The sequence below is a fragment of the Dyella sp. M7H15-1 genome, assembly GCF_004114615.1.
Lineage (GTDB): Bacteria > Pseudomonadota > Gammaproteobacteria > Xanthomonadales > Rhodanobacteraceae > Dyella_B.
In genome coordinates this window covers 2531689-2558478 of the sequence record NZ_CP035300.1, presented here as the reverse complement: position 1 = coordinate 2558478, position 26790 = coordinate 2531689, and the positions used below count along the sequence as shown (strand labels likewise).

At 58.2% G+C, this 26790-nt stretch carries 24 protein-coding genes; 13 read left to right on the top strand and 11 right to left on the bottom strand.

All coding sequences use genetic code 11. The features are described from left to right. Positions 1 to 102 precede the first annotated feature (102 nt). Positions 103 to 2160: a M3 family metallopeptidase gene (locus tag EO087_RS11870; protein ID WP_128899046.1), complete on the bottom strand. Its 2058-nt coding sequence runs from the start codon at positions 2158 to 2160 to the stop codon at positions 103 to 105. Positions 2161 to 2315: 155 nt separating this feature from the next. Here EO087_RS11870 and EO087_RS11865 point away from each other — a divergent pair, with 155 nt between their 5' ends. Next, positions 2316 to 2849 (top strand): gamma carbonic anhydrase family protein, encoded by a 534-nt coding sequence (locus EO087_RS11865; protein WP_128899045.1) that lies wholly within the window; start codon positions 2316 to 2318, stop codon positions 2847 to 2849. Between the two features lie 99 nt (positions 2850 to 2948). On the opposite strand, the gene EO087_RS11860 is transcribed toward EO087_RS11865, so the two are convergent. The 4 genes from EO087_RS11860 to EO087_RS11845 form a co-directional block, all read right to left on the bottom strand. Beyond that, the gene (locus EO087_RS11860; protein WP_128899044.1) at positions 2949 to 3245 is read right to left on the bottom strand and encodes a hypothetical protein; all 297 of its coding nucleotides are present in this window, start codon (positions 3243 to 3245) and stop codon (positions 2949 to 2951) included. 104 nt (positions 3246 to 3349) lie between these two features. After that, the gene (locus EO087_RS11855) at positions 3350 to 5122 is read right to left on the bottom strand and encodes a peptide-N4-asparagine amidase (protein ID WP_128899043.1); all 1773 of its coding nucleotides are present in this window, start codon (positions 5120 to 5122) and stop codon (positions 3350 to 3352) included. 91 nt (positions 5123 to 5213) lie between these two features. After that, on the bottom strand, positions 5214 to 6050 hold the full coding sequence (gene aroE, locus EO087_RS11850; RefSeq protein ID WP_128899042.1) for a shikimate dehydrogenase: 837 nt from the start codon (positions 6048 to 6050) through the stop codon (positions 5214 to 5216). A 231-nt stretch (positions 6051 to 6281) separates the two neighbouring features. Continuing rightward, on the bottom strand, positions 6282 to 7766 hold the full coding sequence (locus EO087_RS11845) for a RimK family protein (protein ID WP_128899041.1): 1485 nt from the start codon (positions 7764 to 7766) through the stop codon (positions 6282 to 6284). A gap of 269 nt (positions 7767 to 8035) precedes the next feature. On the opposite strand from EO087_RS11845, the gene EO087_RS11840 reads away from it, so the two are divergent. Continuing rightward, the gene (locus EO087_RS11840; RefSeq protein WP_128899040.1) at positions 8036 to 8512 is read left to right on the top strand and encodes an N-acetyltransferase; all 477 of its coding nucleotides are present in this window, start codon (positions 8036 to 8038) and stop codon (positions 8510 to 8512) included. Positions 8513 to 8529: 17 nt separating this feature from the next. Here the strand turns inward: EO087_RS11840 and EO087_RS11835 are convergent, their stop codons facing one another. Further along, the gene (locus tag EO087_RS11835) at positions 8530 to 9219 is read right to left on the bottom strand and encodes a hypothetical protein (protein WP_128899039.1); all 690 of its coding nucleotides are present in this window, start codon (positions 9217 to 9219) and stop codon (positions 8530 to 8532) included. Positions 9220 to 9543: 324 nt separating this feature from the next. Between EO087_RS11835 and dapF the strand changes: the two genes are divergently transcribed. The 7 genes from dapF to rbsK all read left to right on the top strand — a co-directional run bounded on the left by dapF (position 9544) and on the right by rbsK (position 15947). Further along, on the top strand, positions 9544 to 10392 hold the full coding sequence (gene dapF, locus EO087_RS11825; RefSeq protein WP_128899037.1) for a diaminopimelate epimerase: 849 nt from the start codon (positions 9544 to 9546) through the stop codon (positions 10390 to 10392). A 78-nt stretch (positions 10393 to 10470) separates the two neighbouring features. Further along, positions 10471 to 11154, top strand: coding sequence for a DUF484 family protein (locus tag EO087_RS11820; protein ID WP_128899036.1), 684 nt, complete (start codon positions 10471 to 10473; stop codon positions 11152 to 11154). Positions 11155 to 11162: 8 nt separating this feature from the next. Next, a complete protein-coding gene (xerC, locus tag EO087_RS11815; RefSeq protein WP_128899035.1) occupies positions 11163 to 12068 on the top strand; it encodes a tyrosine recombinase XerC in 906 nt (301 codons plus the stop codon). Between the two features lie 122 nt (positions 12069 to 12190). Continuing rightward, positions 12191 to 12724, top strand: a complete 534-nt coding sequence (gene hslV, locus EO087_RS11810; RefSeq protein WP_128899034.1) for an ATP-dependent protease subunit HslV — start codon at positions 12191 to 12193, stop codon at positions 12722 to 12724. 88 nt (positions 12725 to 12812) lie between these two features. After that, the gene (gene hslU / locus EO087_RS11805; RefSeq protein ID WP_128899033.1) at positions 12813 to 14153 is read left to right on the top strand and encodes an ATP-dependent protease ATPase subunit HslU; all 1341 of its coding nucleotides are present in this window, start codon (positions 12813 to 12815) and stop codon (positions 14151 to 14153) included. 110 nt (positions 14154 to 14263) lie between these two features. After that, positions 14264 to 14875, top strand: coding sequence for a hypothetical protein (locus EO087_RS11800; protein WP_128899032.1), 612 nt, complete (start codon positions 14264 to 14266; stop codon positions 14873 to 14875). Between the two features lie 172 nt (positions 14876 to 15047). Further along, on the top strand, positions 15048 to 15947 hold the full coding sequence (gene rbsK / locus EO087_RS11795; RefSeq protein ID WP_128899031.1) for a ribokinase: 900 nt from the start codon (positions 15048 to 15050) through the stop codon (positions 15945 to 15947). Between the two features lie 23 nt (positions 15948 to 15970). Here rbsK and ampC read toward each other — a convergent pair whose 3' ends face one another. Next, positions 15971 to 17128 (bottom strand): class C beta-lactamase, encoded by a 1158-nt coding sequence (ampC, locus tag EO087_RS11790; RefSeq protein WP_128899030.1) that lies wholly within the window; start codon positions 17126 to 17128, stop codon positions 15971 to 15973. 376 nt (positions 17129 to 17504) lie between these two features. On the opposite strand from ampC, the gene EO087_RS11785 reads away from it, so the two are divergent. After that, on the top strand, positions 17505 to 19052 hold the full coding sequence (locus tag EO087_RS11785) for a sialidase family protein (protein ID WP_128899029.1): 1548 nt from the start codon (positions 17505 to 17507) through the stop codon (positions 19050 to 19052). Between the two features lie 25 nt (positions 19053 to 19077). Here EO087_RS11785 and mnmE read toward each other — a convergent pair whose 3' ends face one another. Genes mnmE through rpmH form a run of 4 tightly spaced genes read right to left on the bottom strand, consistent with a single transcriptional unit; the run spans position 19078 to position 22748 of the window. Next, on the bottom strand, positions 19078 to 20430 hold the full coding sequence (mnmE, locus tag EO087_RS11780) for a tRNA uridine-5-carboxymethylaminomethyl(34) synthesis GTPase MnmE (RefSeq protein WP_128899028.1): 1353 nt from the start codon (positions 20428 to 20430) through the stop codon (positions 19078 to 19080). A gap of 50 nt (positions 20431 to 20480) precedes the next feature. Continuing rightward, positions 20481 to 22160 carry a membrane protein insertase YidC gene (gene yidC, locus EO087_RS11775; RefSeq protein WP_128899027.1) on the bottom strand — a complete coding sequence of 560 codons (1680 nt, stop codon included), beginning with the start codon at positions 22158 to 22160 and terminating at the stop codon, positions 20481 to 20483. Between the two features lie 60 nt (positions 22161 to 22220). Continuing rightward, positions 22221 to 22601, bottom strand: coding sequence for a ribonuclease P protein component (gene rnpA, locus EO087_RS11770; RefSeq protein WP_128899026.1), 381 nt, complete (start codon positions 22599 to 22601; stop codon positions 22221 to 22223). A 12-nt stretch (positions 22602 to 22613) separates the two neighbouring features. Then, the gene (gene rpmH / locus EO087_RS11765; protein ID WP_007510029.1) at positions 22614 to 22748 is read right to left on the bottom strand and encodes a 50S ribosomal protein L34; all 135 of its coding nucleotides are present in this window, start codon (positions 22746 to 22748) and stop codon (positions 22614 to 22616) included. A gap of 183 nt (positions 22749 to 22931) precedes the next feature. Between rpmH and dnaA the strand changes: the two genes are divergently transcribed. From dnaA to recF, 3 genes are all read left to right on the top strand, one after another. Further along, entirely contained in the window at positions 22932 to 24272 is a 1341-nt protein-coding gene (dnaA, locus tag EO087_RS11760; RefSeq protein WP_128899025.1) for a chromosomal replication initiator protein DnaA, read from the top strand. 245 nt (positions 24273 to 24517) lie between these two features. After that, the gene (gene dnaN, locus EO087_RS11755; RefSeq protein ID WP_128899024.1) at positions 24518 to 25618 is read left to right on the top strand and encodes a DNA polymerase III subunit beta; all 1101 of its coding nucleotides are present in this window, start codon (positions 24518 to 24520) and stop codon (positions 25616 to 25618) included. A 20-nt stretch (positions 25619 to 25638) separates the two neighbouring features. Next, on the top strand, positions 25639 to 26790 hold the full coding sequence (recF, locus tag EO087_RS11750) for a DNA replication/repair protein RecF (protein WP_304988478.1): 1152 nt from the start codon (positions 25639 to 25641) through the stop codon (positions 26788 to 26790).

The window sequence follows — 26790 nt, the reverse complement described above, 5'->3', positions numbered from 1 at the left end:
AGGCGATTGTGAACCTGTTTGCGAGGGAAGGGCGAGCCCCTGGCATGAGTCGCCCCTCACCCTGGTCCTCTCCCACAAAAGGGGAGAGGAGGAAGAGCGGCCTCACGCCAAACCGTGGCTGCGTAGCAAAGCGTCGGGCTCCGGCTTGCGGCCCCGGAACGCGACAAAGCTCTCGATGGCCGGCCGGCTTGCGCCCACCGCCAGGATTTCGCGGCGGAAACGCTCGCCGGTGGCCGGCTCGATCACGCTTTGCCCGTCGCGCGCATGTTCCTCGAAGGCACCGAATGCATCGGCGCTCAGCAGCTCCGCCCACAGATAACTGTAGTAACCCGCCGCATAGCCACCCGCAAAGATGTGCGTGAAGGCATGCGGAAAGCGCTGCCAAGCCGGTGGATGCAGCACGGCAATCTCGTGACGCGCCTGCTCCAGCACCTCGAGTGTACGTGCGCCTTTCACCGGGTCGTATTCCAGATGCAGCAGGAAGTCAAACAACGCGAATTCGAGCTGGCGCACCAGGAACAGGCCGGCGTGGAAATGACGCGCCGCGAGCATGCGTTCGAACAATTCGTCGGGCAGGCGCTCACCGGTTTCCCAATGTTTGGCAAACAGATCCAACGCCTCCCGGTTCCAGCCGAAGTTCTCCATGAACTGACTGGGCAACTCCACCGCATCCCATTCCACGCCGTCGATGCCGCCTACGGAAGGCAGTGGTACTTCCGTCAGCAGGTGATGGAAGCCATGACCAAATTCGTGGAACAGGGTCAATACGTCATCGTGAGTGAGCAAAGCCGGGCGACCTTCGGTCGGCGGCGCGAAATTGCAGGTGAGGAAGGCCACCGGAATCTGCGTATGCGCCTCATCGTCGAAGCGCGCGCGACACACGTCCATCCAGGCACCGCCACGCTTGCCGCTACGTGCATAAAGATCGATGTAAGCACCGGCAAAAATACGCCCACTCTTATCGATGACGTCGTAATAGCGGACATCCGGATGCCAGACATCGACGTCATCGCGCGGGGTCAGGCTAATGCCATAGAGTCGATGGACCAGGCCGAACAAGCCATCGATCACCACGGGCAACGGGAAGTATGGCTTGAGCTGCTCTTCATCCAGCGCGTACTGTTTCTGACGCAGTTTTTCGGAAGCGTAGGCGACATCCCAGGCTTCGAGGTTGTCGATGTGCAGTTCGTTGGAGGCGAATTCGCGCAGCGTGACGAGTTCTTTTTGCGCAACGGGTTTGGCTCGCCCCGCCAAATCGCGCAGGAAGGCCAGCACATCAGCCGGTGCACTGGCCATTTTCGTTGCTAGCGATTCTTCGACTGCATTGGCAAAGCCAAGCAACCGGGCCGCTTCGTGGCGCAGGCCCATGATGCGTTCGATGCGTGCACTGTTGTCGTACTTGCCTGCATGCGGACCCTGATCGGAGGCGCGCGTTTGATAGGCCCAGTACACGCGCTCGCGCAGGCCACGATTGTCAGCGTAGGTCATCACCGTCTGCACGCTAGGTTGCTTGAGCGTGACCAGATAGCCATCCGTGCCCTGCTCTTTGGCGTACTGGCGCAACACCGCGCGACCGGATTCGGGCACGCCAGCCAAATCGCGTTCGTCGGTAATGCGCTCGTGCCACGCGTCCGTCGCGTCCAGCACGGCGTTGGAGAATTCGGTGGAAAGCTTGCTCAGCTCCACACCGATGTCGCGAAAGCGCGAACGCGCTGGTTCTTCCAAGGCCACGCCGGAAAGCCTGAAATCACGCAACGCATGTTCCACCAGTGCGCGCTGTGCGCGAGACAGGCTGGCGAAATCCGGTGCATCGGCCACAGCCTGCACGGCGGCATACAGATCACGATTCTGGCCTACTTCGAGCGCATGATCGGTGAGCTTTTCCTCGGCCGGGCCGTACACCTTGCGCAATGCTTCGCTATCGGCCACCGAGTGCAGGTGCGAAACGGGGGACCAGGCGTGTGCGATGCGCTGCTCCAGCCGCTCCTGCGGCAGCATGACGGAAGCAAAATCATGCGGTGCGCCGGGGGTAGTCAGTGCGGCAATGCCGGCTCGGCTGGCGGCCAGCAGGGTATCGATCGCGGGCGTCACATTGTCGGGGCTGATCTGCGAAAACGCCGGCAGTTCGGCATCGTCCAGTAGGGGATTGGCTTGGTTCATGTCAGACTCCTTCAGACCTGACAGCGTGCTGGCGACGAGGGCCGAAATCAAGGCGGTCTTCGGCGTGTGATACGTACGATGTCCAGGAAACACTACGCGTACTTGAAGCTGGTGACGACGGTGATACTTATTCAGCGTTGCCTTAAAATGCCAGGATGAATAATGTGCGCAGCTTTAAGGGCATCACGCCCACCCTGGGTGCCCGTACCTATGTCGATCCGGCCGCTACAGTGATCGGCGATGTCGTGCTGGGCGACGACGTTTCCATCTGGCCTAGCGCCGTCCTGCGCGGCGACGTGCACTACATCCGCATTGGCGCGCGCAGTAATGTACAGGACGGCGCAGTGCTGCACGTCACGCACGATGGCCCACATTCCCCGGGTGGTTTCCCGACCATCATAGGCGAAGGTGTGACGGTCGGCCACGCCGCGGTCATCCACGCCTGCACCATCGAGGATTACTGCCTGATCGGCATGCACGCCACCGTGCTCGATGGCGCTGTCGTGAAGAAGTACGGCTTTATTGGCGCAGGCGCGGTGGTTCCGCCGGGCAAGGTGATAGGTGAGCGCGAACTTTGGCTGGGCAATCCGGCCCAGCGCGTGCGCGTGTTGACTGACCAGCAGATCGAGCAGTTGCACTACTCAGCCGATCACTACGTGCGGCTGAAGGATGTTTACCTGGCTGGATAAACCCAATGGGTGCTCTACCCACCTGCTGCCTGTTGCGCCTTAATCACTCGCTGCGCATCCAGCACGCCGCCAAACAGGGCTAACAGGCCTGTCACAAAATCAATGGAAATCGCCGCCGACGATGCGGTCATCCTTGTCCAGTTGCGGGAAAAAGCGCGAGTTGTCGTAGCGGATTTCCATGGTGCTCACGGTGCCCGGCAGCATCAACTGCACACCCGGATACATCGACTTGAATTGCTCCGGTGTCGGGTGTGTGGCGACGAAGTTTTCGAACTGGCCCATGCTGGACACGCCGTTCTTGTCCACCCGTGCTCCATCCGGACGCGTGCCTCGATGGCAGCCGGCAAGGGCAACGGCCACGCCAAGAATGGAAAAGGCAAGCAGACGGGTACGCATCAGTAAGGACTCCGGGGAAACGTGGTGCCAAGCGGCAATGCCGGCAAAACTAGCATGCCGACACCCCCTCGGACCATCCGAGGGGGTGTCGATTCCTGTGCCGTTTACCCGCCGAACAGGCTGTCACCCTGATAGGGCGAGCCATCCGGATGGGCGAACCACAGCACCCGGTTCTGTTGGCCGGGGCAACCGTGATCGCTGCTGTAGGCAGTCACCACGTTGTTGGCGGAGCTAACGCTACCGCGATAGCAACCACCCCATGAATCGTCGAACGCAACTGTTTGCGTGGCCTGCTGGCCGCTGTGGCTGATGATGCGATAGCCGGGTGTCAGCACCAGGGTATCGGAACCATCCACTTGGTTTTTCACATCGGCCGAGTACGGCGTGATGCCATCCGCGCCCAACGCCGTGTGTTGGTGGTAGCCCTGGCGAACCTTGGTAAGAATGGAGTAGTTACCATCGGCGAGCCTGCTCTGGTCCGATTTCACATACAGCGGATAGCGATAACTGGCCTTGAACTCATTCACCAGCGCCTGACCCCGTTTGCTGCGACTTACGCTCGCCACCGTGGTGAGCTGATCGGTGATCTGATCGTAGAGGCTACGGGTGATGTTGAAGCTTTCGGTGTTGGTGAACCCAACCGTCTGGTCCACCGTGGTCGTCACTCGGCCACGCGAGGTATCGGCATAGCCTTCGATCACAAAGTGGCGAGTGAGGGCGGTGGTTACGCCGCCGGTAACATTGCCGGAAGCATCCTGGCTCAGGGTGCTGCTAGTGGTGGGCGTCGGCGGCTGATTGGCCAGCGTATTGCGCGTGACCTGTCCGCTCACTTGTTTGGTGTTCTTATCCTGATACACAAGCAACGCCGCCGTGCCGGAAAAGTAGCTGTCCGCACCCTCCACGTTCACAGCCACTGTATGCGGCGAACCGTTGCTGAGCACGCCGGCGAACGGCGTCAGATCCACGCGATAGGGCATGAAGTTCAGCGTTTGCACGCCAGGCGTCGGCTTCCAGATGAACAGGTCGAGGCCACCGGTATAAATCCATGGGTACACCGGCGCCACACCGGCCGGCTGGCCATCGATGCTGACCTCCGCCTCGCGGAAATTGCCGTTGTTGCATTCGCCGGTTTCGGCTGCGTACTGCGCTGGCACACAGGTGTACCAGAACTCATCGCTGCTCTGGCTCTGCGTGAAGACATCCAGATAAGCCTTCTCCACGTTGCGCGGCAGACTTAGTGTTGCGGTCATCTGGCTGCTGGAATTGTTCAAGGTAACAGTGCTGCCGATCAGATCGCTGCTCAACGGATACACCGCATCAGGCACCTTCGCCGCCGGCGCAACCGCATCGGCAGGATAAAACAGCAAGCGCGCGCTGCCGTGGATCACACCGGTATAAGTGCTGTCGACGATGTTGCCAATAAACGCCTGGCCCTGGCCCGTGCTGCTGAACAAGGCGCTGTAATCGGTCAGGTCACGTTCCACGTGCCAACTCGGCGCGAGTGTGGAGGAAGGCTCCTGCGTGGTACCGAAATACAGGTTCACACCACCAAAGAAAATGGTTGCGGTACGGTCGTATTGCACACCTTCCGTGACGGAGAAATCCGCTTCCAACACCACCTTGGCCCAATGCGCGCCGCAACCGCTGGGTGGCGTATAGGTGAAAGGCCGCGGATTGAAATCGTCAAACGTGTCATTGCTGAAAAGCTGCACCACGCACGGCTGGCCCGGCGGTCGCGGTACGGTGGGATCGGCAACGGTGACATTGGCCGTGCCGACTGGACTGTTGTTATCCAGCGCCGCTTCCGCAACGCCAGCAAAAAACAATGAAAGCCCGGCGATCGCCAGGCAACGGCTGAAACTCCCCTTCGGCAACATGTGCGCAACTCCCCGCGTCGTGACACCCCCTGTCCGCTAAAGCTAGCACGACAGGAAAGTTAGAGATGCCAAATGGATTGGCGATGGCCGTTCAGACACTTTGCGCCTTGAGCAACTGATAAACCGACTCGGTATCAGGGCGTTTGCCGTGCCACAACTCGAAAGCATCGGCAGCTTGTTCCACCAGCATGCCGAGACCATCATGGGCATAGCGGGCACCGGCCGCGCGTGCCCAGGCGAGGAAGCTGAAAGCAGCCTTGGCGTAACCGAGGTCGTAGCAGGTAGCGCGTGACGCGATCAGCGAAAAGGGCAAGCTCAGCGACTGATCCAGTGTGCCTGCCGAGGTGGCGTTGACGATCAGGTCGAAGCTGCCGATATTGCCAAGGTCTTCCCAGTAACGGGTGTGCACGCGTGCCGGTTCGCCCATGGCGTCAGCCAGCGCATCGGCGGCTTCAGGTGAACGGTTGACGATGGTGAGGGTCTGCACGCCCGCTTCAAACAAGGACCAGGCTACCGCGCGCGCGGCACCACCCGCGCCAAGCAGCAGTGCATCGTGGCCGCGCAGATCCAGATCATGGCGTTCGGTGAGATCGCGCACCATGGCGGCACCGTCTGTGTTGTGCGCGGCAAGGCGGCCATCAGCGAGGCGCGTAAGCACGTTGGCGGTACCTGCGCGCGTAGCGGCCTGGGTGCGTTCGTCCGCCAGCGCAAAGGCTGCGTGCTTATGGGGAAGGGTGACATTCGCGCCTCGTCCGCCTTCTTCCTGGAAGAAATGGCGTACGGCATCGACCCATGCTTCGGGTGCGACGTCGATGGTGCGGTAGTCGAGCGCCATGCCGAATTGCTGTGCGAAAGCCTGGTGGATATGCGGCGACAGGCTGTGCGAGATCGGGTGGCCGAAGACGGCGAATGATTGGGGGTGGGACACGGGGGGCTCCTTGCTCAAGATGATGATTTTACGACTTTCTCTCACCTCTCACGCCTCTCCACTCATTACCTAGTGTGGTGTCTCACAAGCAACGTGAACAAATTCCGGCATCTTTCGCCACGATCCTGCGTTGCTCGTCGTCGCCATAGCGCCCACTATGACTCCTCCTCGCGCCTTGTCTCGCGACGAAATCCACTCGGAATTTATTCACGTTGCTTGTGAGACACCACACTAGCCATTGATACCCAGCCGCTTGCGTTCCATGCGCCGCAGGAATTCCTGCATGATGCGGCGATAGAGATCTTCACCAAGGTAGGCGTCTTCGACACCGGCATCGATCGATGGATTGTCGTTCACCTCGATCACCACCGTCTTGTCGCCCACCTGCTTCAGGTCCACGCCATACAGGCCGTCGCCGACGGCATTGGTGGCTTTCAACGCGAGCTTGATGACTTCCGCCGGTACATCGCGCGTCGGAATGGTTTCGAAGCCACCGAATTTCGCGGCGCCTTTCGCGCCGTGGTTGAAGATTTGCCAGTGGCCGCGCGACATGTAGTACTTGCAGGCGTACAAAGGTTCGCGATTGAGTACGCCGACGCGCCAGTCGAAATCGGTGTAGACGAATTCCTGCGCCAGCAGCAGTACACTGTGCTGGAACAGTTCGCCGGCGGCTTTTTCGAGCTGGTCTTCGCTTTCTACCTTCATGACTCCGCGCGAAAACGAACCATCGGGAATCTTCAGCACCAACGGATAGCCAAGTTTGCTGGCCACTTCCTTCAGGCCCTTAATGTCGTCGCGATACAGTATTTCGGTACGTGGTACGGCGAGCTTACGCGACACCATCAGATCATTGAGGAAGATCTTGTTGGTACAGCGCAGGATCGAACTGGGATCGTCGATGACCACCATGCCTTCGCGTTCGGCGCGATGGGCGAAGCTGTAAGTGTGGTTGTCGCTGGCAGTGGTCTCGCGAATGAACAGGCCGTCGTATTCGGCCAAGCGCTGGTAATCGTTCTTGCCGATGGGATCGACTTCGATACTCAATTCCTTACCGGCATTGATGAAGGATTTCAGCGCTTTCTTGTTCGACGGCGGCATGGTTTCATGGGGATCGACCAGCATGGCAACGTCGTAGCGATACAGCCGCCTTGCGCGAGGCTTGCGCCATAGTTTCTTGGAGAACCGATCCAGCTCGGTGGCGAAGGCGTCTTCCTGCGCATCATCCAGCGTGTGCAGGCCCACTGGTTTGATCGAACTGATCCGCCATACACGCTCGCGCTCGAACTCGATGCGCAGCAGCGGACAGGGATACATTTCGAACACCTGCCGCGCCAAGTCTTGCAACGCCGGATGGGACGTCTCGCCGAAGTAGACCAGGATGCCGAAATCAGTCGTATCCCGGCCGCCCTCGGGCAGGAAATGCGTGAGCTTAGCGTTGAGATCGTCGATGGCCAGACCGTACAACGAGCGGCGGCGCAAGTCGTTCACCGTGCGCACCGAGGGCATGACGCGATGCCCACGCGCTTCGGCCAACAGCGATACGTAATAGCCGGTGCCCAGATATTTGTAGCTGCGGCATAGGTTGAGCACATGGGTGCGTTCGTCGTCGCCGCCCACCGGTTCGCGCAAATAGTCCATCGCAGTGACGACGTCGACGGACGGATAGTAAGAGCCCCAGTCGGAAGCTTTCTCGACGACGATGACGAGTCGGGTCATGACACCTCGGAAGACTAGAAGAAAGACGTCGTCGCGTAGGGGCACGAGGCGGCGCAGCGCAAGGTAGCAGTGTCTTGTACCTCGGCAAGGTGCACAAGGGTATGCACTGAAGCGGGACTAAACGCGCATTCCGCCGAAGGCCCTCACGAACTGAAGGATGACCTTGGCCGGATGCTTTCCCGCGCGCTCTGCACTACAGTGCTGCGCTTACTCGACCCCAGTGACTTGCACCAGGCGACCGACCACCGGCGCGTTTGACGAGAACCCTGATGACCCCATCGCCAGCAACCACCGCCGTGCGGGTGCGCCGAGCCGAACTTTCCGATCTCGATGATCTGGTCGCACTGGAGCAAGCCACCTTCGACAGCGACCGGGTGAGTCGTGCGCAATTTCGTCGCCACCTAGATAGCAACACTGCGCACGTGCTGGTCGCCAGTGCCAACCATCGCCGCTTTCTTGGCACAGCGCTGGTGTTCTTCCGCAAGGGCAGTCGCGTGGCGCGGCTGTATTCGATTGCCAGTCTGCCGGAAACACGCGGCAAAGGTGTGGGCACGGCGCTGATCGAAGCCGCCGAGGCGACAGCCCGTCAGCGCCACTGTCACGCCTTGCACCTGGAAGTGCGCACGGATAACAAAACCGCCGTGCGCCTGTATGAACGGCTGGGCTATCACCGCTTCGGTCCGGTGGTGAAAGGTTTTTACGAAGATGGATCGGATGCTTATCGCTACGAAAAGCTTCTGAAGTGATCAAAAAGCGGCCAAGATCAACCGCCCAACGGTTGCCCGATCCTTTGCTGCGTGGCCTTGTCCGGGCGCGCCACCAGCGCCCCGGTACGCATCAAATCCACGCTGTAATGCCCGCCATCCACCAACGGCAAGAAGGCTCCGCTGCCAAACACCGCATCCACCTCGGGCCACCAGGCCGGGGTCTGCTTTTTCAGATCGAGCACGTCGCCCTGACCCGCCTGGCTGAAATCGATAACCGTGCGAGATGCCGTCATGTCCTGATTCGCATCGTCATAACGCCCGGAGATGCGATCCAGCCGGTACAACGGCGGCAAGCCTGCCAGCATGGCGGGCAACTTCCACTTCAGCACGATGGCATCAACCTGGAAGTCATCGCCTGAGAGCGTCACCTGGCGCGTGGCGCCATCCGGCCAGGTGAGTATGAGTACCCAGCGCTGTGGCGAGAGGATACGTGCATCGATCTGTACCACAGGCACCTCCTCACTCAGGAAGCGATAGCCCCGCAGCGACATGGCCAGGCCGCCGAGGAAGATGGCCAGCAGCAGAAACACCAGCATCAGCAACGCATGGCCGCTCGCCATAAGGCGGCGTCGATCGCGCACGTGCTGACGCGCCGCCAGTAGCTGGGCCAAGGCAACCAGCAAGACGATGCCGGCCAGGATGGCAAGCAAGGTCGCCGGCAGGCGCAGTAATTCATTCCAGTTCATTGACGACTCCCAATACCCACATATCCTGTGCAATCTGCTGCACATGATAAATGCTGCCGCGATCGCACCCTGGAATGCTTGGCTATACTGACAGCGTTTCCCTAGGACTTTGCACTATGCGCCGATCGATCTTGCTGCTATCGGCCTGCCTTGCTTTCGCAGCGATCCCCGGCTGCGGCAACAAAGGCCCACTCTATATGCCGCCACCGACTCCCGCGCCGCCGGCAAAACCCGCACCGGTGCACGCAAGCACGGCGGCTCAACCAGCCAGTTCCAGCAGCGTTGTCACCAAGCCGCTCAGCGGAAGCTGATCTCCTATTCGTCATGGTCTTACCATTTTCCAAGATGCATGGCAGCGGTAACGACTTTGTCGTGATCGACAGCCGCGGTGGCGCACTGGTGTTGAGTGCCGCCACGATCCGCGCCATGGCCGATAGGCATACTGGCATCGGCTTCGATCAGTTGCTGAGCGTTGAGCCGGCGCGCGATGGTGCTAGTGTGTTTTATTACGGCATCTGGAATGCCGACGGCTCGCCCTCTGGACAATGTGGCAATGGCGTGCGCTGTGTCGCCGCGTGGTTGCACCGTGCTGGTGCCCTGCCGCTGGGCAAGACCGTGCAGATCCAAAGCCCGTCGGGTCCGGTAGCGGTGCGTCTGGTCGATGCGCATCATGTCATGGTGGACATGGGCGAGCCGATCTTCGATCCGGCGCGCATTCCCTTCGATGCCCCGCATGCCTCCGCGCGCTACATCCTGGAGGTGGACGGCCAGACGCTGGAAATCGGTGCCGCGTCAATGGGCAATCCACACGCCGTCGTGGTCGTGGACGATCTTTCCGCCCCGGCATTGGCGCGGCTTGGCCCTGCCCTGACCGGCCATTCGCGTTTTCGCGAAGGCGCCAACACCGACTTTGTACAGAAACTCAGCCCGCGCCACGTCCGCTTACGCGTGCACGAGCGCGGTTCTGGCTGGACGCTCGCTTGCGGCACCGGCGCCTGTGCGGCGATGGCGGTGCTGCGACAACGCGGCGAAGTCGAAGTCCAAGTGCAGGTGGATTTGCCGGGCGGCAACCTGCAGATCGACTGGGTCGGCCCCGGTGAACACCTGTGGATGACCGGTCCTGCCAGCTTTGTGTTCGAAGGTGAATGGCTAGACTGGCAAGCAGGTGATTGATGCGCCAGCGCGTCCATCGCACATTCAGTTCCGGCAGTATGAATATGCCCCCGCGTTTTCCGGTTCGAGGTTTCGCGTATGACTAACGCACTGCTCAAAGACACGATCAAAGCCAGCGATGTAGCCACCTACCTGCGCAAATATCCGGACTTTCTCAGTGACTATCCGGAACTGGCGACGCTCCTGACTCTGCCGCGCGAACAGGGCACAGTGGCTTCGCTGGCTGCGTATCAACTGCAGACATTGCGCGACAAGAACAGCGAACTGGAACGCAAACTGGCGGAACTGACCACGATCGCTACCGAGAACGAACGCCTGATGCAGCGCGTGCACGAGCTTAACGTGGCGGTGCTGCGCGCCAATACCTCGGCCGTCGCGGTGCGCAGTGTGGTGGCCAAGCTCTCCGAAGATTTTGGCACCGACCAGATCCGGCTGGTGCTGTTCGGCGACCTGATCCTGCCGCCGGCGGACTGGCTGCTGCACGAACCAGGCGGGCGCACTGCCATGCCGGAGTTCGTGGATTTTCTTGCCCACCATGAACCCATGTCCGGCCGGCTTTCCGCTGAACGCCTCTACCGCTTGTTCGGCCAGCGTGCGCCGGAGATTCGCTCCGCCGCCGTGATGTCATTGGGTGAACTGGGTCTGCTGGCGATCGGCAGTCAAGATCCGGATCACTTCCAGCCCGGCATGGGCACGATGTTCCTGAAGATGATTGCGGCCACGGTAACTGCCGCGCTGGCACGCCTGAAAGACGGTGCCTGAGTACGGTCGTGGATATCCGGGGCCAGATCGATGCATGGCTTGCGCGGCTGGCCAACGAACGCAAGGCGTCACCGCACACTATCGAAGCCTATCGCCGCGATCTGGCCAAGCTGTTGCGTTACATGCAGACGCAACAGCTCCCTTCGTTCGATGCGCTGATACCCCACCGCATGCGCGGCTTTATCGCTGCGGAGCATCGCGGCGGTTTGTCGCCCAAGAGTCTGCAGCGATTGTTGTCATCGTGTCGCAGCTTGTTCCGCCAGCTCACGCGCGAAGGCTTGCTCACGCATGACCCGCTTGCCGGTGTGCATGGCCCAAAAGTACACCGCAAACTACCGCAAGTGCTGGACGTCGACGAAGCCACCGCATTGGTGGAAGGCGAGGGTGGCGAAGCACTGAACTTGCGCGATCGCGCCATGCTGGAATTGTTTTACTCCTCTGGCCTGCGCTTGTCCGAGCTGATCGGATTGTGCTGGATGGACCTTGATCTGGAAGCGGGTGAGGTGCGCGTGCTGGGCAAGGGACGCAAGACGCGTATCGTGCCAGTAGGCCGTCATGCGATGGCAGCGCTGTGTGCATGGGGTGAATTCGAGGGACGCGAGCCTAACTCGCCGGTATTCCGTGGTCGCCATGGCGCACCGATCAGTCCGCGTGCCGTGCAGGCACGGATGAAAACCCTTGCGTTGCGACAGGGTTTCGCCAAGCACGTACATCCGCATTTGCTGCGACATACCTTTGCCAGCCATATGCTGGAATCCTCCGGAGATCTGCGCGCGGTGCAGGAGTTGCTTGGCCATGCGGACATCGCCACCACCCAGATCTATACGCATCTGGATTTCCAGCATCTGGCCAAGGTGTATGACGCCGCGCATCCACGTGCGAAGAAACGAGGAGTGGAGAGAAGTGAGAAGTAATAGAAAAGCCCATCCGCGGCCGCCTGAGCCTTCTCTCTCTTCTCTCCACTCACTCCTGGCTCATTGAACTGGCCTTGCCCCATCCCCACGTTCAGCGTTCAACGTCTTTGCCGGAGCCTCACATGGAATCGTTCCACGCCACTACCATCGTCTCGGTGCGCCACCATGGTCGTGTCGTGATCGGCGGCGACGGCCAAGTCACGCTGGGCAATACCGTGATGAAAGCCAATGCCCGCAAGATCCGCCGTCTAGGCAAGGGCGATGTGCTGGCCGGTTTCGCCGGTGCCACCGCCGATGCCTTCACCCTGTTCGAACTGTTCGAGCAGAAGCTGGACAAGCACAGTGGCAACCTCACCCGTGCCGCCGTCGAGATGGCCAAGGAGTGGCGCACCGATCGCCGCCTTGGGCGCCTGGAAGCGATGCTTGCCGTGGCCGACAAAGAAGCTTCGCTGCTGATCTCCGGCAACGGTGACGTGCTTGAACCCGAGCATGGCCTGATCGCGATCGGCTCCGGTGGCCCATACGCGCAATCGGCCGCGCTGGCCTTGATGCACAACACCGAGCTCGATGCGCGTGCCATCGTGGAGCGCTCGCTGAAGATCGCCGGCGACATCTGTATCTACACCAATCACAACACCACGATTGAAGAGCTGTGAATGGGACGTCGGGAATAGGGGGGGCGAAAACCCTTCATCCCGCGCTCTTGCTCTTCCCATTCCCTACCCCCTATTTAGATTCCCGGCTATGTCAGAACTTACCCCACGCGAAATCGTCAACGAACTCGACCGCTACATCATCGGCCAACATGACGCCAAGCGAGCCGTGGCCATTGCGCTGCGCAATCGCTGGCGCCGTATGCAGCTTGAGCCGGCGCTGCGCGAAGAAGTAACGCCGAAGAACATCCTGATGATCGGTCCTACCGGCGTGGGCAAGACCGAAATCGCCCGCCGCCTGGCTACGCTGGCCAACGCGCCGTTCGTGAAGGTGGAAGCAACCAAGTTCACAGAGGTAGGGTATGTCGGCAAGGATGTAGAATCGATCGTGCGCGATCTTGCCGATGTCGCGTACAAGCTCACGCGTGAGCAGGCAATGAAACGCGTGCGCACGCAAGCCGAGGATCGCGCTGAAGATCGCATCCTGGATGCACTACTGCCACGCCGCCAGGCTCCCAGCGACTGGAGCCACGACCCGGCACCGGCCAGCGCGATCGAAACCGAAACACGCCAGAAGCTGCGCAAACAATTGCGCGAAGGTGCGCTGAACGAACGCGAGATCGAGCTGGACGTGAGCATGAATGTCGGCGTGGAAATCATGTCGCCGCCAGGCATGGAGGAAATGGGTCAGCAGTTGCGCCAGATGTTCCAAAACCTGGGCGGCGCCAAGACGCAGAAGCGCAAGCTGGCCATCAAGGCCGCCCGCCCGCTGCTGATCGAAGAGGAGGCCGCGCGCTTGCTCAACGACGAGGAGGTCCGCGCCCAGGCGATGGAAGCCGCCGAGCAGAACGGCATCGTCTTCATCGACGAGATCGACAAGATTGCACAACGCTCCGAATGGGGCGGGGCTGGCGTCAGCCGCGAAGGCGTACAGCGTGACTTGCTGCCGCTGGTGGAAGGCTCCACCGTGTCCACCAAGTACGGTCCGATCAAGACCGATCACATGCTTTTCATCGCCTCTGGTGCGTTTTCGCTGGCCAAGCCGTCGGACCTGATCCCGGAGTTGCAGGGCCGCCTGCCGATCCGCGTGGAGTTGTCCGCCCTGTCGGTCGACGACTTCAAGCGCATCTTGCGCGAACCGCACAACGCTCTCACCAAGCAATACGTGGCCTTGCTGGGTACCGAGGGCGTGACCCTGAACTTCGATGAGTCCGGGGTCGATCGCCTGGCCGAGGTCGCCTACCAGGTAAATGAACGCACCGAGAATATCGGCGCTCGCCGCCTGCACACGGTGATGGAGCGCCTTCTGGAAAAGATCTCCTACGAAGCTGCGGACAAATCCGGCGAAAACTACCTGATCAACGCCGAATATGTGGATAAGAACCTTGGCAGCCTGGTTCGTGACGAGGATCTCAGCCGGTACATCCTCTAAGCGCCTACCATTCAATACAACCTACTGTTTAAAAAGTAAAAATTAAACAACCACTTGCACTTAGCGGGCTGTAAACAAGCTGCCGGTCCCCTCTCTGGTAAAATGTCCAAATGGGCAAGATTATTGAACTGAAGACCACCGGCCAGCGTGCGCAACTCCGCGAAGCGCAACAGAAGCAGCAGTTGGTGCGTCTATGGCGCGGCGAACTCGAACACGGCAGCTTCTGCGGTTACGTCGGCAGTGTGGGTCGGGAATTTTTCCTGTTGTGGGTCGTGGGTGATGGCATCACCTACGACGGCATGTACATCATGCGGCACCGCGACATCTCCGAGCTGGAAACACCTGACAAACACAGCCACTTCATGGAGAAGGCGCTGGTATTGAAGAACTTAGTACCACGGCTCCCGCGCAACTTTCCGCTCGACAGCATTCGTGAAGTGGTACAAGCGGCTAGCGCGATGGCGCCGGTGATCGGTGTACACGTGGATAGCGAAGACGAATCGGAAGTTTGCTACATCGGCCGATTGGTCAGCGTTGAGGAGGATGGTTTCAATATGCAGGAAATCACCCCCGATGCAGAGTGGTTGCGTGAGCCTTCTTTCTTCGCCTGGGATGAAGTGTCGACGGTGACGATGGAAGACGGCTATGCACAGTCTCTACTAGCCGTCGCTGGTGCGCCACCACCGTTATTGCAGGGTGATTCCGACGTCGGCCGGGCATAGTGAGATCATCATCATTGCTGGCTCCAGCTCCGACAACGGCAGCAACTAGTCTACTTTCGCTGGACGTTTTTCCGCAGCGCACCGACATCCTATCCGTGCGCTGACACGTAGCGACTACTACAGCATGGCCTGTGGCTTTACGCTCTCCGGTAAACATACTGAGAGAACCTCCATGACGCGTCTTGTTGTCGTCGGCAGCATCAATATGGATCTGGTCACCGTGGCGCAGCGTTTCCCCGCGTCCGGCGAAACCCTGCTTGGCGAACGCTTTCTTTCCGTGCACGGTGGCAAAGGCGGCAATCAGGCCGTTGCGGCGGCACGCCTGGGCGCCGACGTGCATATGGTAGGCGCGGTGGGGGACGACGGCTTCGCCCACGCTTTATGCGATGCGTTGGTCGCGGAAGGCGTCCATAGCCAGCACATCACTCGCATCCGTGATTGCAGTAGCGGAACCGCCACCATCACTGTTGCCGGCGGGGAAAACCAAATCATCGTCGTGCCAGGCGCCAATGCGCGACTCAGTGCTGCACACGTGAACCAAGCCAGGCCGGAGATTGCAAGCGCCGACGCAATTCTGATGCAAATGGAAATTCCATTGGAAACCATAGAAGCCACCCTGCGCATCGCACAGCAGGAGCGGGTGCCGGTGATTCTGAACCCTGCGCCTGCGCAGCGATTGCCGTCGGATTGGCTGAAGTTGGCACGCTATGTGACGCCAAACCAGCATGAGCTGGCGGTTTTGCTTGGCGCAGATCCGTCGGAAGATTTTCGCGACCTGATGCGTCAGGCACCTTGTCCGGTCGTGTTGACCCGCGGTGCGGAAGGTGCGTGGTTTCGGGAGGAGGAGGAGCCGCAGCTTCAACGTGGTTTCCACGTGGAAGCCATCGACAGCACGGGTGCCGGCGATACCTTCAACGCAGCGCTGGCCGTCTTCCTACACGAAGGCTTATCGATTGCCGTACGCAAAGCCTGCGCTGCCGCCGCCCTTTCGGTCACCCGTATGGGTGCGCGCGGCGGCATGCCGCATCCGGCAGAGGTAGAGGCATTGCTGGCGCGGCAACGTAACGAATGAAGCCGCGTGGCAAGATGGTGGTGCTAGTTCGACAGTGCGTTCGCTGCGTTCAAAATCGTGTACGCGAGACGTAGTCTGGCATCTGTCGGATTGCTGCGATTGGTCAATAGCACGATGCCCATCTTTTTCGATGGAATAAAGGCGACGTAAGCGCCAAAACCTGCGGTGGAGCCCGTTTTGTTGATCAACACATCCTGTTGCGGAGCCCGCGATGGTTGCCAAGGCGTTACCACGTTGTTCTGAAGCACAACGTGGTCGGAACTGCCTTCAAGCAGATCGTTCAGGCTCACAGGGTAAGCCAATTGCTCCCAGATCAAATCCTGGGTCATGGCACCCAGCCTGAAGTAGCCAACATGGGTGTCCTCAATGGCTTGCTTGAGCTTGGGTTCCACGTTGACCAAACCAAGGTTGATCTCAACAAATCGCAGCAAATCCCTGGCATTGGTTTTCACGCCATACGCTTCTTCCCAAAGCATGCCTGGATTGACGCGAACAGGGGCATCCTTGTTGTTGTAGCCCTGCGCGTACAACACCATTTTGTCTGCGGGCACGTGAAGATAGGTATCGGACATGCCAAGCTTGGGCAACAGTACATGTTCGATCGCAACGTCGAAGGGAGTTTGCATGCTCTTTGCCGCAATCAAACCAAGCATGCCTACGCTCGGATTGGCGTAAGTGCGTTGGGTGCCGGCGGGATACTGTGGCTTCCACGCTTTGAAATAAGCCATCAACTGCGAGGTGTTTTGAATTTCGTCTGGTACTTGTATCGGAAAACCACCCGCTGTATGCGTCCCAAGGTTAAGCAACGTTACTTTGTCGAAGTCGCTGCCCTTCAGTTCCGGCAGATATTTGCCCGGATGATCGGTCAATGAAAGCTGGCCGTTGACTAGTGCATAAGCAACCAGAGTCGCCGTGAATGTCTTGCTAATCGACCCGATTTCGAAAAGCGTATCGCTGGTAACCTGCTGCTGGGTGTCGCGAGAAGCCACACCATAGTTGTAAAAATGCTGCTTGCCATCGACCGTGAGAGCAATCGCCACACCAGGTACTTTGTACTGCTGCATGAACGCCTGGACGGCAGGTTGAATATTCGTGTCAATATCCTTCTGAGGCGTAGCAGCCAATGCAGCGTTAGCGATAGCCGTAGCGGCAAGCAAACATGCTGCGTGAAATTTTCCCATGATTCGCGTCCCGATTTTGATTGCGTGTAAGAACCCGATGATCGTTGAATCATAACGAGATCCTCCTGTTCAGAGCGGGGCAAATAAATGGCGATCCGACGATGGCGATGCCTGCCTGGTCGACTTCTGTGCAGGTTCTCCAAAGGAAAACGACATTCGCTTACCCAGCTCTGCCGGAATTGATGATCACTCTTTTAGAGTTTCTCTTACACCATGCAGCCACACGTTGTGGTGACCGAGGATCACTGCATTCAATCGCAAGCGATAAAACATCTACTTCGACAGCTGCAACCCATCCTGTTGATGTCGGATCACACGAAACACTGGCGCAAACGGAGCGCGTTCATATATACCCCTACTTGCATCCACAACCAACTTGGCGTATATCAAATTACAATCGAACAAAGCCGTAGGAGGTGAACTCGTTCAATGTGGAATTAATCGCAATGGCACTAATTTAAGCCTACTCCTTCAGATCGTAATCAATATTATGAAACAGTTAAAAGATTCCTTCCTGAAAGAACGTTCGGGTGCATGCTTTCCTGACTTTGGTCGAATGGGAGGGTATATTAAGAAAATAATGCCGATTTTATTTTCTATTCTTGTGGGAAGCCTTGCTCGCCAAGTGTATGCGGACTCGGTGCAGGGAGACTCCCAAGTCGTATCTGCAAATGGCGTGATTATCTACGCAGGTGTCGGTGGCGTCATCTACTACTCAACCGACGGCACTACCTGGAATCGAGGCAAAATCGACAATCCTGGACAGTGGGCATCCCCTATAGGCGAGTTTAGCGATTTAGCCTATAACGGCCACGGTAGCTGGATGCTCTCCGAGCTCGAATCAGCACCAGCTGGCCAGTCGGGCGCTCGGGACATTTGGGTTTCCACTGATAACGGTGCACACTGGCATCCACAATATCCGAACAAGAACCCCGCCTATTGCGGTTACGAGGAATGTCTAGGATTTAAGCCAACAGGGCTCCTTGGCGTGCAGTTGCAGGGAAATTTCATTGCATTCGCCTACGGTGGATTTCCATATTTGGGTCATCCCCCATATTTGCGCCCCCCTTCCGAAAGAAACACACCACCCTTATGGACTTCGAAGGGGTCTTCTGGCGGAACACCGCGTGGCTTCGAAGTTTTGGGGGCGGCTCAGATCGATAATACAATAGTGGCACTTGCAAATGCTTCGAGCCAACAGACACTGTCACCGTATCAGTATGTTCGATCTAGCGACGGCGGCGCCTCGTGGACAGTTGGGGTGTTTGGAAACAAGGCTCATTTCCAGGGCATTGCGTATGGTAGAGACCCCTCGTCGAACATTGTCTGTTATCCGCCCGCTCTATGCATAAGGAACGGTCTATTTGTTGTGGTTGGACCTTACCTGACCGTTATGGCATCCGAGACAGGGAATTCCAATACATGGAGGTATGTTAGCGGTTTGGATAAGTTACCCAACACGACCATAAACAGAGTGCTTTATGACAAACCGCTTCATAGGTGGATTGCCGTCGGGAATAATGCCACAGCGTTTTATAGTGACACATTCACCACGCATGTTTGGAGTCAAACCAGCGGCATTCAGGGACCTTCGCGCTATAGCTTAACCATTTTAGCAGCCGATAATGACTATAGTGGCGCAGCGGTTGCAGCTGCTCACGGCACTTATTATGATTTCACATTTGAAAAACGAATATATTACACGACCGATGGCATACATTGGTCCTTGTCTGAGTGCATTGGTTGGCCTGACGCTATAATATGGGTCTCCCATCTGAAAAAATTTTTTGAATTTAGAGCGGTGCCATTGAGCGGTATTTTTGGATCAATACCCGATCCTTGGCATGAGGATGTTTTGAGTTCAGGGGACGGTGGCAAAACATGGATTTATGTCACTAGGCTACGAGTTAACACTGGAGCTTAATAACGGGTGTCATTAGACCCATGGTCTACTTGCCAATGCAAAACGAACTGAAGATGGCACCCAACAAGTCGTCGCTGGTGTAGGTTCCGGTGATCTCGCCAAGTGCATGTTGGGCATGTCGCAGTTCTTCGGCGGCGAGTTCGCCGGCTCGATTCTCGGTCAATACGATAGTCGTTCGTGCCAGGTGAGCAGCGACTTGTTCGAGTGCAAGCACATGGCGGCGGCGCGCGCTGAAAGCGCCTTCACCGCTACCAGCTCCAGCGAGCTGTTTGAGATACTCACGCAATGTCTCTAGGCCGTCTCCTGTCTTGGTGGAGAGCCAAAGCCACTTGGTATCCACGCGTTGTTCAGTGTGTGCTTGTTCGCTATCCAGATCAATCTTGTTGACAATGACGATGCGTTCGACCGCAGGGGGAAGATCGGCCAACCACGCAAGATCTGCTTCGGCGTGTTGGGCATCAGTCACTAACAAAACGACATCAGCGCGCTCGCGTTCGCTGTGTGCACGGCGTACGCCTTCGCGTTCGACGGGATCGTGGGTATCGCGCAAGCCTGCAGTGTCAGCCAGTTCCAGCGTGTAGCCATCAAGATGGATGCTTTCCCGTACGACATCGCGGGTGGTACCCGCGATGTCCGTGACGATGGCTCGTTCGTTGCCGGCCAGTGCGTTGAGCAAGCTGGATTTGCCGGCGTTGGGTCGACCAACGATAGCAATGCGCAAACCGTCGTTGAGCCGAACGCCTCGTCGTGTTTCGCGTAGCAGCTCATCGAGTTGCGTGCGCAAGGCTTCCAATTGCCGGGCAATCGCAGGATCCGTCAGAAAATCGATTTCTTCTTCCGGAAAATCGATGGCGGCTTCGATATGCACACGCAAGGCAATCAAGGCATGCAACAACGCTTCGACCTTGTTGGAAAACACGCCTTCCATGGACTGCAGCGCTGCGTGTGCGCCCGCTTGTGATCGTGCGGCAATCAGATCAGCTACGGCTTCGGCTTGCGCAAGATCGAGTTTGCCATTAAGGAACGCACGCTCGGTAAATTCACCGGGACGTGCCAGACGTGCACCCAATTCACCGATACGCCGCAACAACGCAGCAAGCAGAACGGTGCTGCCGTGACCTTGCAGTTCCAACACGTGTTCGCCGGTATAGGAAGCAGGCGAGGGAAAATACAGCAGCAATCCGCGATCGATCAGTTGGCCATCCGCATTTCGAAATGCGGCGAAGTGGGCGTGTCGCGGCGTTGGCGCGCGACTTAGTAGTGCTTCGGCTATAAACGGAACGCGCGGCCCCGAAACGCGTACAATTCCGACCCCAGCGGCACCAGGAGCACTGGCCATTGCGGCGATGGTGTCTTCGTAAAAGGCGTCGGCGGTCATGGGTTTAGCATAACCGCGGCGGGCGATGCGTGGCCGCCCACGTGTTGTTATCAGGCAGCTTTAGCCTGCACGGCTTCGGTACGGCGCGTAACCCACCATTGCTGCAACAGGCGGCACAGGCCGTTGACGACGTAGTAAAGCACCAGGCCCGAGGGGAAGAACAAGAAGATTACCGCGAACATGAGCGGCATGAACTTCATCATCTTCGCCTGGGTGGGATCCATGCCGGCGGTGGGCGGCATCATCCACTGCTGCACGAGCATCACGACGGTGTAGAGGATCGGCAGCACAAAGTAGGGATCGGCCGCGGACAGGTCGTGGATCCAGCCAAAGAACGGTGCTTGGCGCAGCTCCACGCTGTCGCGCAACACGTAGTAAAGGCCGTAGAAAATGGGAATGGTGATCAGCACCGGCAGGCAGCCGGCAGCGGGATTCACTTTTTCCTTTTTGTACAGCTCCATCATCGCCTGCTGCATCTTTTGGCGATCGTCTCCATAGCGCTCTTTCAGCGCATCCATGCGCGGCTTGAGCTTGCGCATCTTGGCGGCGGATTCGAATTGCGCATTGGTGAACTTGAAAGTGACAAGGTTGATCAGCAGCACCAACAGGATGATGGACACACCCCAGTTATGGGTGAGCTTGTCGAGCTTGGCCAGCACCCAATGCAGGGGTTCGGCGAAGATCTTGAGCATGCCGTAATCGATGGTCAGCTCCAGGCCCGGCGCCACGTTTTGCAACTGATCGGGCAACTTGGGACCGATGTAGAGCTCGGCCGCGCTACTGGCCTGCTGGCCTGGCGCCACGCTGATCTGCGGACCAACACTGCGAATGACATATCGCGGTGCGCTGCCTTGCTCGTTCACCATAGCGCTGGAGAACGTATCCGTTTCCTTGGCTGGCGGAATCCAGACGCCCAGGAAGTACTGCTGCATCATCGATACCCAGCCACCGGTGGCGGACTGGTTTTGCAGCGGTTCCTTCTCGTACTTGTCGAAGGGCAGTTTGTTGAATTTCTGTTCCGGCGTGTACCACACGGCGCCGAAGAAGCCGTAGCGTGACTGATCGGAAATGCGCTGCAGAAAGTTACTGTAGACCGGAGCAGGGCGATCCACACGTTGGAACTGACGATAAGCGTTGCCGTCCCAGTTCTTGCTGCTGCCGTTGTCGATCTGCTGGTCGAGACCGATCACGTAGCTGCCGCGATGCAGGGTGTAGCGCTTGAGCACCTTGATGCCAGATGGATCCGCCCAGGTGAGGTCGACATTCAACGCATCCTGACCGGAGGTCAGTTCATAGCTGGTCTGCGCCGACTGGAAAACCGCACGGTGATCGGGAGCAGCACTATCCGCACTGACTAGGCCGCTCTGTGCGGCGAAGTAGTCGGCCACGCCATCGTCCAGCAAACGGATCGGTACCGGATTCGGATCCTTCCTCGTGCGCGGCGTGACTGGGTAATCCAGTAACTCCGAACGCACTATGGTACCACCGCGCGTATCGATGGTGAGGCGCAGGACATCGGTGGTTACCGTGATCAGTTGCGCCGTGCCTTCCGCGAAACCGTTGGCGATGGTTGGTGCGGCGCCCGGGACGATGTTGCCATCAGTGGTGGTGGTCGACACTGTGGTCGGCTCGTTGACAGGGTGCGGACCGTAATCCTGCTCCCATGCCTGCCAAAGCAGGAACGAAACAGCCAGCAAAGCAAACATGAGGAAGGTGCGCGTTTGATTCATCGCGTAGCGATCCGGTTCCAGGCGCCGCGCTGGCGGGCCACTTGGGTGGAAAAAGAGAGGTCAACTCGTCATTGTGGCGGCGTCGCCACTGCGCTTCAACGGCGGAATCCTACGCCACAGCGTTTCGAGCTCAGCCAGCAGCTCCGGACCGGGGACGCCAGCAGCCTGTTCGCGGGCCATGACCATCAGATCCAGCGGCGGAAGCTGGTTACGGACGCGGCGAAAGGATTCGCGCAAGAGCCGCTTGATGCGATTGCGCTCTACCGCGCGTTTGGAAACCCGTTTGGAAACAGCTAAGCCAAGTCGTGCGTGACCCCGTTCGTTCTGACGGTAGCGCACAGAAAAACAGCGGCCGCCAAGGCGGCCGCTGGCTTGACGCAAGACAGCAAAGTCACCGGCTCGGCGAATCCGCGCCTCGCGCGGCAGGCCGGTGGTACCCATATACGTGAACGCTTACGGGATCAGGCGCTTGCGGCCCTTGGCGCGGCGTGCGTTGAGCACTTTGCGACCATCGGCCGTGGCCATGCGGGCACGAAAGCCGTGCGTGCGGGCGCGCTTGAGCTTGCTGGGCTGGAAGGTCCGCTTCATGGCTTCCTCCTAAAATGAATGAGTGAAAAAAGATTGGGAATTATGCGGAACGAAACCAATGGCTGTCAAATGAATGCTTGACAGCAACTTGTGGATATCCATGTGGATAGTTGTCATGGATGTGCTGCTAGACTTCCTGATCCACCCTGCGCGAAAGCGCCCCTGCTGTGGCTGATAGTATCCATGAGTGACTTGTGGCGGCGCTGTCTCGAGCGTCTGGAAGGTGAATTGAGCGCCGAGGACCTGCATACGTGGCTAATGCCACTGCAGGCACGCGATGATGCGGACGGCTTGCAGCTTTATGCGCCCAATCCTTACACGTTGGATGCTGTTCGTGAACGTTATTTACCCCAGATCGAGGCCGTACTGACCTTGCTCAATGGCCAGCGTATGACTGTGCGCCTGGAAGTAGGCTCCAGTGCCAATGGCGCTAGTCATGCTCGGCCTGCCACTGCCACGCCACGCTCAGCCACAGCAATGGTGGAGCCGCAGGTGGCCAGCTTCAGCCACAACCTTGACCCGCATTACACCTTCGAAACCTTTGTGGAAGGCAAATCCAACCAGCTCGGCAAGGCCGCCGCGATGCAGGTGGCCCAGAACCCAGGTCGTGCCTACAACCCGCTGCTGCTTTACGGCGGCACCGGCCTGGGCAAGACGCATCTGATGCACGCCGCCGGCAACCTGATGCGCGAACGCAACCCGAAGTGCAAAGTGCTGTACCTGCGCTCTGAACAGTTCGTCGGTTCGATGATCGAAGCCTTGCGCACCAAGAGCATGGACGAGTTCAAGCGCCGTTTCCGTTCAGTGGATGCGCTATTGATCGATGACATCCAGTTCTTTGCCGGCAAGGACACCACGCAAGAAGAGTTTTTCCATACCTTCAACGCGCTGTTCGAATCCAAGCAGCAAATCATCCTTACGTGCGACCGTTATCCGAAGGAAGTGGACAAGCTTGAGCCGCGCCTGAAATCGCGCCTGGGCTGGGGTTTGTCAGTAGCGATCGAGCCACCCGATTTCGAAACACGCGCCGCGATTTTGCTTGCGAAAGCGCAGGACAAAGGCGTGTCGGTAAGTGAAAACGTAGCGATGCTGCTGGCCAAACGCATCCGCTCAAATGTGCGCGACCTAGAAGGGGCGCTCAACACGCTGGCCGCACGTGCCAACTTCTACGGCCGGCCAATCACAACAGATTTCGCCGAAGAGACTCTGCGCGACCTGCTCGCAACGCATGCTCAGGCGGTCACCGTCCCGAATATCCAGAAGATCGTCGCCGAATATTTCGGCGTACGCCTGCAGGATCTGCTTTCCAAGCGCCGTGTGCGCTCGCTGGCCCGTCCGCGGCAGATTGCCATGGCATTGTCCAAAGAGCTTACCGAACACAGCTTGCCTGAAATCGGCGAAGCCTTCGGTGGGCGCGACCACACCACGGTATTGCACGCCTGCCGGACGATCAAGAAGTTGTGCGAAACCGACACCCGCATGCGGCAAGACTGGGAACAATTGATCCGCACGCTCACAGGTTGATGGCGCGATGTTGAATAAGCGCTTGAAAACCAGCAGGGTATCCTGTGGATAATATGAAGATGTCTTGAAGCCCAAAAGTTATCCACTGTTGATACACAACTCGTCGATAGTTCAAGGCACAGGAGGAATTTTTTCAACCTACTGTTTATTAAAGATAATTTGCCTTTATCAAGTTATCCACGGCACCTACTTCTACCACTACTTTTCTTTTAAAAACAGAACTGCGGATTAGGGAAAGCACAAACATGCAATTCAGCATCCAACGAGAAGCTCTGCTTAAACCCTTACAGCAAGTGGTCGGCGTGGTGGAACGTCGACAAACACTACCGGTTCTGGCTAACCTCCTGGTCAAGGTGGGTGACGGAAAGCTCTCTTTCACCAGCACTGATCTTGAAGTGGAATTGATTGCGTCAACGGAAGCGGAAAAGCTTGTCGATGGCGAGACCACCATTCCCGCGCGCAAGCTTTTCGATATTGTGCGTGCATTGCCTGATGGCGCTAAGATCGAACTGAAACAAAACGGTGACCGCATTGCCTTGAATGCAGGGCGCAGCCGCTTCACACTCACCACGCTGCCGGCGACGGAATTTCCGACGATTGACGCGATTGAGTCGGTCGAGCGCGTAAGCCTTCCGGAAGAAGTGCTGCGCGATCTGATGGATCGCACTGCGTTCGCGATGGCGAACCAGGATGTTCGGTATTACCTCAACGGTATGTTGCTGGATGTGCAGGAACACGCGTTGCGCTGTGTCGCGACCGACGGTCACCGCCTTGCATTGAAAGAAACGCAACTGGACAGCAAGGTCTCCGCACGACGCCAAATCATCATCCCACGCAAGGGTGTCAACGAGCTGGTTGGCTTGCTTGAGTCTGGTGAAGGTTCAGTTGAGCTTGAATTCGGTCGCAATCATCTTCGCGTGCGTCGCGGGAACGTAGTTTTCACCTCGAAGCTGATTGATGGGCGTTTCCCAGATTACGAAGCTGTGATTCCATTAGGCGCAGACAAGCAGGCGACGCTCAATAGAGAGGTGTTGCGAGGTGCATTGCAACGTGCCGCCATTCTTTCCAACGAAAAATATCGCGGTGTAAAACTCGAATTCTCGCCCGGGAAGCTGAAAATTGTGGCGCATAACCCGGAGCAGGAAGAAGCTGTCGAGGAAGTGGAAGCAGAAACGGGTGTTTCCGATCTGAGCGTTGGATTCAACGTGAGTTATTTGCTTGATGCTCTGGCTGCGTTGCACGGTGAGAAGGCGCGTTTGAGCCTTCGAGATGCCCAATCAAGCTGTCTGGTGCAGGAGGATGGTACGGAGCAGTCACGTCACGTCATTATGCCGTTGAGGCTCTGATTAGTTCGCATGCCAGTCGCTTGTCCGTTGTCGACATCGCAACGCCGGGGCCATCAAGCTCCGGCGTTGCCGTTTATAGGTATTTGTTGATGCAGCTCGAACGGATGCAGCTTCGTGGCTTGCGCTGTATTTCCAACGCGACGCTCGATCTGGGGGCGGGATTTAACGTTTTGGTGGGGGCGAACGGCGCAGGCAAAACCTCTTTTCTGGAAGCTGCGTTTCTTCTTTCACGTGGTCGTTCGTTTCGCAGCGGAGCCCGAGAAGCACTGATGCAGCGTGGTGCGTCGGCTTTGAGTGTGTTTTCAACCCTTCGACGGGACGATCAGCGTTTGATCCGGCTCGGACTGGGCAGAGAAGGGGGGCGATGGGAAGCGCGCATCGATTCTCAGGACGCTACCATCGGACAACTCGTGCGGGAGTGTGCGGTTGTTTGCTTTGAACCTGGATCACACGCATTGATTGCTGGTGCGGCAGACGAGCGACGCCGATTCCTGGATTGGGGAGTGTTCCACGTGGAACAAGAATTCCTATCCGTTTGGCGGAGATATCAGCGGGCGTTAAAGCAGCGAAATAGCCTGCTGCGGAAGGAATCAGTGTCAGAAAAGGAACTTTACGGGTCATGGGAGCTGGAAATGGCCCGTACCGGCGTGCTGATTGATGAATGGCGTCGGGACTACTTGGGAGCGTTCTTGCCGCACTTACGTGAGCAAGCGGCTTTGTTTCTTCCTGAACTGGGTGAGGTTGAACTTCGTTACCGCGGAGGTTGGCCTGAAGGAGAGAGTTTGGCCGTCACCCTGGCAGAGCACCGTTTGAAGGACCAAACTCGTGGTCATACGACAGTGGGAGTTCATCGGGCGGATTGGTCACTGTCGTTCTTACAGGCTCCCCAACGGGAGCATCTCTCCCGTGGACAAGAAAAGCTCGTAGCGTTGGCCTGTTTGCTCGCGCAAGCCCGATTGGACGCAGAGCGTCGTGGGGAATGGCCGATTATCTGCCTAGATGACTTGGCATCTGAGCTGGATCTCGATCATCAGACCGCGGTTGTACGAAATTTGTTGTCCGCGCCTGCTCAGGTGCTCATTACCGGAACCGAGATGCCACGTCCCCTTGAAGGCGCAGCCGTGAGAGTGTTCCACGTGGAACAGGGTGAATTGACACCTCTGCTATCATAG